Origin of the sequence: Arsukibacterium sp., assembly GCF_036735525.1 — a bacterium.
In the GTDB taxonomy this organism is placed as follows: domain Bacteria; phylum Pseudomonadota; class Gammaproteobacteria; order Enterobacterales; family Alteromonadaceae; genus Alishewanella.
Map to the genome: position 1 here is coordinate 1 of NZ_DAINOE010000090.1, position 11,772 is coordinate 11,772.

Below are 11,772 nucleotides of genomic sequence, written 5' to 3' on the forward strand. Positions count from 1 at the left end.
CGATTGTACCTACGTTTACGTGCGGTTTTACGCGTTCAAATTTAGCCTTAGCCATGTGTAGACCCTTCTATATTTAATTGCAGCCCGGCGCAATCACCGGACCATACTAATTGATTAGTGTGACTTACGTGCAGCGATAATCGCTTCAGTTACGTTATTTGGTGCTTCCTGATAATTCAGAGGCTCCATTGAGTAGGACGCACGGCCCTGACTCAGCGATCGCATGTTGGTTGCATAACCAAACATTTCTGATAACGGAACGTTGGCATCCACGATCTTGATACCACCAGGGGCATCTTCCATACCATTGATAATACCGCGGCGACGGTTTAAGTCACCTACTATATCACCCATGAAATCTTCAGGCGTCACCACTTCAACCTTCATAATAGGTTCAAGGATAACCGGCTTCGCTTGTAGCGCACCTTTTTTGAAGCCCATTGAAGCGGCGACTTTAAACGCCATTTCGTTGGAGTCAACATCATGGTATGAACCGTCAAAAACAGTGACTTTAACGTCGATCACCGGATAACCCGCTAATACGCCGTTCTTCATCTGCTCTTGAATACCTTTATCAATAGCCGGGATGTATTCTTTTGGAATTACACCACCCACTACTGCGTTGACGAATTCATACCCGGCGCCTTCTGGCTGGGGTTCGAGTTTCAGCCAACAATGACCAAACTGACCGCGACCACCTGACTGGCGGACAAACTTACCTTCTACTTCGGTAGCCTGACGCAGCGTTTCACGGTAAGACACCTGCGGTTTACCCACATTAGCCTCTACCTTAAATTCGCGACGCATCCGGTCAACGATAATATCTAAGTGTAATTCGCCCATACCTGAAATAATGGTCTGGCCGGTTTCTTCGTCAGTATGTACCCGGAAAGAAGGATCTTCAGCCGCCAGTTTACCCAGGGCTACACCCATCTTTTCCTGATCAGCCTTAGTTCTAGGCTCTACCGCGACAGAAATTACCGGCTCAGGAAACTCCATGCGCTCCAGAATAATAGTATTATTCTCATCACACAATGTGTCTCCGGTAGTGGTATCTTTTAAACCGATCGCCGCAGCGATATCACCGGCACGTACTTCTTTAATTTCTTCACGGGTATTGGCATGCATTTGTACCATGCGACCGATACGCTCTTTCTTCTGTTTAACTGAGTTGTAGACGGCTGAGCCGGCTTCAACCACACCAGAGTAAACACGAAAGAACGTTAAGCTACCGACAAAAGGATCGGTGGCAATTTTAAAAGCCAATGCTGAAAAAGGTTCAGCGTCATCTGAATGACGCTCGCCTTCAGTTTCATCTTCTAAAATACCGGTAATGGCTTTTACTTCAGTCGGAGAGGGCAAATATTCAATAACTGCATCCAACATCGCCTGAACGCCTTTATTTTTAAAGGCAGAGCCACACAATACTAATACTGCTTCGTTACGAAGAGTTAAGGCGCGAAGTGCAGCTTTAATCTCTTGCTCAGAGAACTCATCACCTTCAAGGTAACGTTCCATCAGTTCTTCGCTGGCTTCAGCAGCCGCTTCAATCAAATTCTGCCGCCATTCCTGGCACAACTCGAGCATGTCATCCGGGATGGCTTCATAGTTGAAGGTCATACCCTGATCTTCCATATTCCAGTTGATGGCTTTCATTTTGATCAAATCAACCACACCAGCAAAGTGATCTTCTGCACCAATAGGCAACTGAATAGGCACTATAGTGCTATTCAGTCGGGTCCGGGCTTGCTTAACCACCCGCAGGAAGTCAGCACCAGTCCGATCCATCTTGTTAACAAAAATCAGCCGTGGAACTTCGTACTTGTTAGCCTGCCGCCACACTGTTTCAGTTTGTGGCTGCACGCCTGATGAGCCGCACAACACCACGACAGCACCATCTAACACCCTAAGCGAACGTTCAACTTCAATGGTGAAGTCAACATGGCCCGGCGTATCAATAATATTGATTCGATGCTGATCAAATTGCGCGTTCATGCCCGCCCAAAACGTCGTGGTAGCAGCAGAAGTAATGGTAATACCACGCTCCTGCTCCTGCTCCATCCAGTCCATGGTCGCAGCGCCATCATGTACTTCACCAATCTTATGCGAACGACCGGTGTAAAATAGTACACGCTCTGTTGTCGTGGTTTTACCCGCGTCAACATGGGCACAGATACCTATGTTACGGTAGCGATCTATTGGGGTAGTACGTGCCACAATAGTGTCCTCTTCGTTAAGCTCGGCTTACCAGCGGAAGTGTGCGAACGCTTTGTTCGCTTCAGCCATACGGTGCACGTCTTCACGCTTCTTAACCGCAGAACCTTTGTTTTCGATGGCATCCAGCATTTCACCAGCTAAACGCTGAGCCATTGATTTTTCACCACGTTTACGGGCAGCTTCTACCAACCAACGCATAGCCAGAGCATTACGACGAACCTGACGAACTTCACATGGTACCTGATAGGTAGAACCACCTACACGGCGTGATTTTACTTCGACAGTTGGGCGAATGTTATCTAAGGCCACTTCGAACAGATCGATATGCTCTTTCTTCGACTTGGTAGCTGCGATATCTAATGCGCCGTATACAATTGATTCGGCTGTGGATTTTTTTCCGTCGACCATAACGACGTTTACAAACTTGGCAAGTAATTCACTTCCGAACTTAGGATCTGGAAGGATTTTACGTTGACCTATGACGCGTCTTCTTGGCATTCGTAACTCCGATTGCTTCAGGTGATTCCAAAACTTTTAATACATTAAAGAAAAAAAGTTGTTTAGTTTGGCCTTACTAACGGAGTACCGTTATTTCTTAGGCCGCTTTGCACCGTACTTAGAACGGGCTTGTTTACGATCTTTTACGCCTGCACAGTCTAAGGTGCCGCGTACGGTGTGGTAACGCACACCTGGAAGGTCTTTTACCCGGCCACCGCGAATAAGCACAACACTGTGCTCTTGCAGGTTATGGCCTTCACCACCGATATAAGAAGAAACTTCGAATCCGTTAGTTAAACGAACACGGCATACCTTACGTAATGCTGAGTTTGGCTTCTTAGGTGTAGTGGTGTATACACGGGTACAAACACCACGCTTCTGCGGGCAAGCTTCAAGCGCCGGAACGGTGCTCTTGGCTACCTTCTGGCTGCGCGGCTTACGCACTAGCTGGTTGATTGTTGCCATTAAATACTCCTGGTTAATATATACCCAATAAACGTGGAAATTCCGCACCCCAAAATTGAGGTCGCGGAATTCTAATGGTCAAGGTTTGACCTGTCAAGCTACAATGCAGTTTGCCGGCTTTTTAAGCACCGGCAAGCTGCCTGCAGTTTTTACTCGTTGTTGCCCGACAAATTCATGTTAAGTGCATCAGTCAGCGCTTGTTCTGCTGATTCTGCACTCATGGACGGTTCAACAACTTCATTGCTGCCAGCACGTTGACGCAAACGGGCACGGTTTTGATGATAAGCAAAACCAGTACCTGCCGGGATCAAGCGGCCAACAATAACGTTTTCTTTCAAACCACGCAGTTCATCTATCTTACCACCAACGGCGGCTTCAGTCAGAACGCGGGTTGTTTCCTGGAACGATGCCGCCGAAATAAACGAATCGGTCGACAGTGATGCCTTAGTAATACCTAACAATGAACGCTCGTATTGCGCAGGCATTTTCCCGGCCGCTTCCAAATCGCGGTTGGCGATATTGACGCGGGCCACTTCAGCCATTTCACCTTCGAGGAACTCACTGTCACCCGGGCTGGTGATTAAACACTTACGCAGCATCTGACGAATAATGGTCTCAATGTGCTTATCGTTGATTTTTACGCCTTGTAACCGGTAAACGTCCTGAACTTCGTTGACGATATAGCTGGCAACGTGGTGAATACCACGTAAACGCAGGATATCGTGTGCTGACTCAGGGCCTTCAGAGATCACTTCGCCTTTTTCAATGCGCTCACCTTCGAACACATTTACCTGACGCCATTTCGGGATCATCTCTTCGTGCGCATCACCTTGCTCTGGCGTGATAACCAAACGGCGTTTGCCTTTGGTTTCTTTACCGAAGCTGATCACACCTGAGATTTCAGCCAGGATAGCTGGATCTTTTGGCTTACGCGCTTCAAACAAGTCAGCAACCCGTGGCAGACCACCGGTAATATCGCGGGTTTTCGAGCTTTCTTGTGGGATACGAGCTAATACGCCACCTGTTGGTACATTTTCACCATCAGCCACTTCAATAGTGGTGAAGCTTGGCAGACGAATTTCCTGCAAGCCACCATCATCGGTTGCCAGGATAAGTTTTGGCTCTTTCGCGTTTGCTTTAGCCAAATCTTTTACCACTGTCCGGGTTAAACCGGTCAGTTCATCCTGCTGCACTTCGGTGTTGGTATCATCAACATCACTAAAGCTGACCTTGGCACCACGCTCTACGATAATAGGGTGTGAATGCGGATCCCAGTTGGCGACGATCTGCCCAGCGACCACTTTGGCGCTGTCATCTGTAGCCAAAATAGAGCCGTATGGCAGTTTATAGCGCTCTTTCTCACGACCTAATTCATCAAATACGGTCACTTCGGCTGAGCGAGACGTAATGACAATTTTGTTATCAGCGTTGCGAACAAACTTGGCATTGTGCAATTTTAAGGTACCGGCATTTTTAACCTGTACGTTATTTTCTGCTGACGCCCGTGATGCCGCACCACCGATGTGGAAGGTACGCATGGTTAACTGGGTACCTGGTTCACCGATAGACTGGGCAGCAATAACACCTACTGCTTCACCGGCGTTGATCAGGTGACCACGTGCTAAGTCACGGCCATAACACTTGGCACAGACACCAAAGTCCGTCTGACAGGTAATAACTGAACGTACGTGTACTTCGTCAATTGAATTTTGTTCAATCAAATCACACAGTTGCTCATCCAGCATGGTGCCATCAGCAACCAATATTTCACCCGTAGTCGGGGCAACAACATCACCGATAACAACACGGCCCAGTACCCGCTCGCGCAGACCTTCAACCACGTCACCGCCTTCAATCAACGGCTTCATGATGATGCCCTGATCAGAGCCACAGTCGCTTTCAGTGACCACTAAATCCTGGGCAACATCGACCAGACGACGTGTCAGGTAACCTGAGTTTGCCGTTTTCAGTGCGGTATCGGCCAGACCCTTACGGGCACCGTGGGTAGAGATAAAGTACTGCAATACGCTTAAGCCTTCACGGAAGTTAGCCGTAATAGGCGTTTCGATGATGGAGCCATCTGGCTTAGCCATCAGACCACGCATCGCAGATAACTGCCGGATTTGCGCCGGTGAGCCCCGGGCGCCTGAGTCAGCCATCATATACACAGAGTTGAATGATTGTTGCTGCACGGTATTACCATCGCGGTCAACCACTGACTCTTTCGATAAGTTGTCCATCATCGCTTTCGATAAGGTTTCATTAGCGGTAGACCAAATATCGATAACTTTGTTGTACTTTTCACCGGCAGTCACCAGGCCTTGTTGGAACTGGTCCTGAATTTCTGCTACTTCGTTTTCAGCCGCATCAATGATTTCGGTTTTCTCTTTAGGGATAACCATATCATCAATACCTACAGATACACCTGACAGCATCGCGTAGTGGAAACCGGTATACATAATCTGATCGGCCAGAATAACGGTCTTTTTCAGACCAATACGGCGATAAGCACCATTTAATAAGCGTGAAATTTGCTTCTTACCCATTGCCTGATTTACAGAATCAAAGGCTAAGCCTTCTGGCAGGATAGAGAATAAAATGGCACGGCCTACCGTAGTATCACGTACAGCGACAGTTTCAGTACGGCTGCCATCTTCGGCAAATTCTACTTCAGTGATGCGTACTTTAACTTTTGCATGCAGGCTGGCACAGTCAGCACGGAAGGCTTTTTCAGCTTCTTTCGCACTCTTGAACATCATGCCTTCGCCTTTGGCATTTATCGCCTCACGCGTCATGTAGTACAGGCCTAATACCACGTCCTGAGAAGGAACGATAATAGGTTCACCGTTGGCAGGTGACAGTACGTTGTTGGTTGACATCATCAGCGCACGGGCTTCGAGCTGTGCTTCTAATGTCAATGGCACGTGTACAGCCATCTGGTCACCGTCGAAGTCGGCGTTGTATGCCGCACACACTAGTGGGTGCAACTGGATCGCTTTACCTTCAATCAGTACTGGTTCAAACGCCTGAATACCTAAACGGTGCAAGGTTGGGGCACGGTTCAGTAATACCGGGTGTTCGCGGATCACTTCATCTAATACGTCCCATACCGCGCCTTCTTCGCGCTCAACCATCTTCTTGGCAGCTTTAATGGTGGTGGCTAAACCACGCGCTTCCAGCTTGCCGTAAATGAAGGGTTTGAACAGCTCAAGAGCCATTTTCTTTGGCAGACCGCACTGATGTAAACGCAGAGTAGGACCTACGGTAATTACCGAACGGCCTGAATAATCTACGCGCTTACCTAACAGGTTCTGACGGAAACGACCTTGCTTACCTTTAATCATATCGGCAAGAGATTTCAGTGGGCGCTTGTTCGAGCCAGTAATGGCGCGGCCGCGACGACCGTTATCTAACAACGCATCTACCGCTTCTTGCAGCATGCGTTTTTCGTTACGCACGATAATGTCTGGCGCAGACAGGTCTAACAGTCGCTTTAAGCGGTTGTTACGGTTGATGACCCGACGGTATAAATCGTTCAGATCAGAGGTCGCAAAACGGCCGCCGTCCAGTGGTACTAACGGACGTAAATCCGGTGGTAATACTGGCAGCACTGTCATAATCATCCACTCAGGCTTGTTACCTGAGGTGTGGAACGCTTCCATCAACTTTAAACGTTTGCTAATTTTCTTACGCTTGGTTTCAGAGTTGATGGTTGGCAACTCTTCACGCATTTGCTTGATTTCAACTGCTAAATCAATGCTACGTAAGATATCCAAAATGGCTTCTGCACCCATTTTGGCTTCAAATTCGTCGCCATGCTCTTCCAGTACATCCAGATATTCTTCTTCAGTTAACATCTGGCGACGCTCTAACGAGGTCATGCCTGGTTCAGTGACCACATAGCTTTCGAAATACAACACGCGCTCAATATCACGCAGTGTCATATCTAATAATAAACCGATCCGACTTGGCAGCGACTTCAGGAACCAGATATGGGCAACTGGGCTAGCCAGCTCAATGTGACCCATGCGCTCACGACGTACTTTGGTCAGCGTGACTTCAACACCACACTTTTCACAAATCACACCACGATGCTTTAAGCGCTTGTACTTACCGCACAAACACTCGTAGTCTTTTACCGGGCCAAAGATACGAGCACAGAATAAACCGTCACGCTCTGGTTTAAAGGTACGGTAGTTGATCGTCTCTGGCTTTTTCACTTCACCAAATGACCATGAACGGATCATATCCGGTGAGGATAAACCGATACGAATAACATCAAACTCTTCAGTTTTAGTTTGTTGTTTCAGAAACTTTAATAAGTCTTTCACCTTTGCTCTCCTGTAAGAGGTAAACCGGAATGGGGCAGCGCACTGCCCCGCCAACTAACTGTCGGTTTATTCCTCTTCCAATTCGATATTGATACCGAGCGAACGGATTTCTTTCATCAGTACGTTGAAAGATTCTGGCATGCCAGGTTCCATTCTGTGGTCGCCGTCAACGATGTTTTTATACATCTTGGTACGACCGTTGACGTCATCAGACTTAACAGTAAGCATTTCCTGCAGGGTATAAGCCGCACCATAAGCTTCTAACGCCCACACTTCCATCTCACCGAAACGCTGACCACCGAACTGTGCCTTACCACCCAGCGGCTGCTGAGTAACCAGGCTGTAAGAACCGGTAGAACGCGAATGCATCTTGTCGTCAACTAAGTGGTTCAGTTTCAGCATGTACATGTAACCTACCGTCACCTTACGTTCGAAGGTATTGCCGGTACGGCCATCATATAAGGTGATCTGACCGCTGGTCGGTAAATCGCCAAGAGTTAATAACTCTTTGATTTCTGATTCTTTAGCACCGTCAAACACCGGTGTTGCCACGGGCAGGCCTTTACGCAGGTTTTGCGCCAGGCGACGGACTTCATCATCAGTAAAGCTGGCAATATCGACGTTCTGGCGTGACTCACCTAAGGCATACACCTTGACCAGGAAGTCGCGGATTTCAGCCACTTCTTTCTGCTCTTTAATCATGCCATCAATCTTGTCACCGATACCACGAGCTGCTAAGCCCAGGTGAGTTTCTAAGATCTGACCAATGTTCATCCGTGACGGAACACCTAACGGGTTCAATACGATATCCACCGGCTGGCCTTTTTCGTCGTACGGCATATCTTCAACCGGAACGATAGTTGAAATAACACCCTTGTTACCGTGACGACCGGCCATTTTATCACCTGGCTGGATCCGACGTTTTACTGCCAGATACACTTTAACAATTTTAAGTACGCCCGGAGCTAAATCATCACCCTGAGTGATCTTACGGCGTTTTAATTCGAACTTTTTATCGTAATCAACACGAATTTCTTCGTACTGGGCCGCTAATTGCTCTAAATCATTTTGCTTGTCTTCATCGCTTAAGCTCTGATTAAACAAAGCATCGCCTTTCAACGTATCCAGTTTGGCACGGTCTAAACCGCTCTGCTCTAACAGGTTACGGGCACGGTCAAAAATGCCGGCCTCAAGGATACGGAATTCTTCATTCAGGTCTTTCTTAGCCTGTTTGACTTCCATTTCTTCGATTTCACGAGCGCGCTTGTCTTTCTCAACGCCATCACGGGTAAATACCTGTACATCAATAACGGTACCCGTTACTGAGTTTGGTACCCGCAGTGAGGTGTCTTTTACATCAGAGGCTTTTTCACCAAAGATAGCACGTAGCAGTTTTTCTTCTGGCGTTAACTGGCTTTCACCTTTAGGGGTAACCTTACCCACCAGAATGTCGCCGCCTTTGACTTCAGCACCAATGTAAACGATACCGGCTTCATCCAGCTTAGACAGTGCAGACTCACCCACGTTAGGGATGTCGCCAGTGATTTCTTCAGGGCCAAGTTTAGTATCGCGAGCGATACAGCTTAATTCCTGAATGTGGATCGTGGTTAAACGATCTTCTTGCACCAGACGCTCAGATAATAAAATCGAGTCTTCGAAGTTGTAACCATTCCATGGCATAAAGGCCACGCGCAGGTTCTGACCTAATGCCAGTTCACCTAAATCGGTAGACGGGCCATCCGCCAATACATCACCACGTTCGATAGGTTCGCCGTGGTTCACGCATGGACGCTGGTTAATACAGGTGTTCTGGTTAGAACGAGTGTATTTGGTCAGGTTATAAATATCGATACCGGCTTCACCAGCTACCATTTCTTCTTCGTGTACTTTAATCACTATACGGCTGGCGTCGACATAATCAACAGTACCACCACGTTTGGCCACTACAGTTACACCAGAGTCTTTGGCCACTACCCGCTCAATACCAGTACCTACTAACGGCTTATCAGCACGCAGGGTTGGCACGGCCTGACGTTGCATGTTCGAACCCATCAGGGCGCGGTTAGCATCATCGTGTTCCAGGAACGGGATTAACGCTGCAGCGACAGATACGATTTGTTGCGGAGCAACATCCATATACTGCACCTGATCAGCTGGCATCAGAGTAAATTCGTTTTTGTGACGGCAAGGGACTAACTCTTCTGACAGACGGTTTTCGTCGTTCAGTTCAGCGTTAGCCTGAGCAATAACAAAGTTGCCTTCTTCAATCGCAGACAAGAAATCGACTTCATCGGTCACTACGCCATTTTCAATACGGCGATACGGTGTTTCCAAAAAGCCATATTCGTTGGTCTGGGCAAACATCGACAGTGAGTTAATCAAGCCGATGTTTGGACCTTCAGGCGTTTCAATCGGACAAACCCGACCGTAATGCGTAGGATGCACGTCACGTACTTCAAAGCCGGCGCGTTCACGAGTCAAACCGCCCGGGCCTAAAGCAGAAATACGACGCTTGTGTGTCACTTCTGATAGCGGGTTATTTTGATCCATAAACTGAGATAACTGGCTGGAGCCGAAGAACTCTTTCACTGCCGCCGAAATTGGCTTGGCATTGATTAAGTCTTGTGGCATTACCGCATCTAAGTCGCCCAGCGATAAACGCTCTTTAACTGCACGCTCAACCCGGACTAAACCAACACGGAATTGGTTTTCGGCCATTTCACCAACAGAACGGATACGACGGTTACCTAAGTGGTCGATATCATCCACTTCGCCGTTACCATTACGAATGTCGATTAATACCTTCATTACCGCCAGGATATCTTCTTTACTTAGAACACCTGCGCCAATGCCTTCTTCAAAGCCAACGCGACGGTTAAACTTCATCCGGCCAACGGTAGAAAGATCATAGCGGTCTTCAGAGAAGAACAGGTTTTCAAATAAGGTGTCAGCCGCTTCACGCGTTGGTGGTTCACCAGGGCGCATCATACGGTAAATTTCAACCAAAGCTTCAATACGGTTATTGCTCGGATCGATGCGAATGGTCTCAGAGATATAAGAACCTTGGTCTAAATCGTTGATATACAGTGTTTCAAAGCTGTCGTAGCCGGCTTTAGTTAACTTAGCCAGTAATTCCAACGTTAACTCAGCATTGGCCTCAGCCACTACTTCACCGGTTGACGTATCAACATAGTTTTTAGCCAGTACACGACCTACCACATATTCATGTGGCACTTCCATCATGGTTAAGCCGGTTTTTTCCAGCTGACGCACGTGTCGGGCAGTAATACGACGACCTTGCTCAACAATGACTTCGCCATCGTTATCTTTAATATCAAAAGCAGCAGTCTCACCACGCAGGCGGCTGGCTACGACTTCCATCAACACCTTGCCATCTTTGATTTCAAATCTGGTGTTTTCAAAGAAAGTGGCCAGGATCTCTTCGGTGCTCAGTTCCAGCGCACGCAGTAAGATGGTCGCAGGTAATTTACGGCGACGGTCAATCCGCACAAAGAGGTTATCTTTGGCATCAAATTCAAAGTCTAACCATGAACCACGGTAAGGAATAACCCGCGCGTTATATAATACTTTGCCTGATGAGTGAGTTTTGCCACGGTCGTGGTCAAAAAACACACCTGGGCTACGGTGTAGCTGAGAAACAATAACCCGCTCAGTACCATTAATAACAAAGGTACCGTTTTCGGTCATCAGCGGGATTTCACCCATGTAGACTTCTTGCTCACGGATATCTTTGATTGTGCCTGGCGCGGCTTCTTTATCAAATAATACCATGCGCAGTTTTACCCGCAGTGGCGCAGAATAAGTGACACCGCGGATCTGACATTCTTTTACATCAAAAACAGGTTCCCCAATGCGGTAGCTGACATACTGCAATTCCGCGCTGCCTGAATAGCTTTTGATAGGGAATACAGAGCGGAATGCGGCTTCTAAACCGTATTCTCCTTCCGGATCTGGCTCGATAAATTTGCTGAAAGATTCAATTTGAATCGACAACAGGTATGGCACATCCAATACTTCCGGACGTTTGCCGAAGTCCTTACGGATACGTTTCTTCTCAGAATAAGAGTAAGTCATGGGGTTCCTCAGCTTGCTGATTTTTTTCCCAGCTACCCGATTACGGGGCATTTTATGGTACCGACCGGGGTACCAACAGGGGTGGGAAAATCATTGTCCCACAGCGCAAAAAGGCCGGTGATTAATTCATCACCAGCCCAGCCTGAAATTCAGGCAGCTAACCTGG

Annotated in this window: 5 protein-coding genes; all 5 read right to left on the reverse strand. The window is 47.7% G+C overall.

Features of this window, described 5'->3' with window-relative positions:
* Window positions 1-114 precede the first annotated feature (114 nt).
* The 5 genes from fusA to rpoB all read right to left on the reverse strand — a co-directional run bounded on the left by fusA (window position 115) and on the right by rpoB (window position 11,606).
* Entirely contained in the window at window positions 115-2,217 is a 2,103-nt protein-coding gene (gene fusA, locus V7D78_RS14255) for an elongation factor G (protein ID WP_333609124.1), read from the reverse strand.
* Between the two features lie 27 nt (window positions 2,218-2,244).
* Window positions 2,245-2,715, reverse strand: coding sequence for a 30S ribosomal protein S7 (rpsG, locus tag V7D78_RS14260; protein WP_333609125.1), 471 nt, complete (start codon window positions 2,713-2,715; stop codon window positions 2,245-2,247).
* A 90-nt stretch (window positions 2,716-2,805) separates the two neighbouring features.
* Entirely contained in the window at window positions 2,806-3,180 is a 375-nt protein-coding gene (gene rpsL, locus V7D78_RS14265) for a 30S ribosomal protein S12 (RefSeq protein WP_019677787.1), read from the reverse strand.
* Between the two features lie 149 nt (window positions 3,181-3,329).
* Window positions 3,330-7,511 (reverse strand): DNA-directed RNA polymerase subunit beta', encoded by a 4,182-nt coding sequence (gene rpoC / locus V7D78_RS14270; protein ID WP_333609126.1) that lies wholly within the window; start codon window positions 7,509-7,511, stop codon window positions 3,330-3,332.
* Window positions 7,512-7,577: 66 nt separating this feature from the next.
* The gene (gene rpoB / locus V7D78_RS14275; RefSeq protein WP_333609127.1) at window positions 7,578-11,606 is read right to left on the reverse strand and encodes a DNA-directed RNA polymerase subunit beta; all 4,029 of its coding nucleotides are present in this window, start codon (window positions 11,604-11,606) and stop codon (window positions 7,578-7,580) included.
* Window positions 11,607-11,772 lie beyond the last annotated feature (166 nt).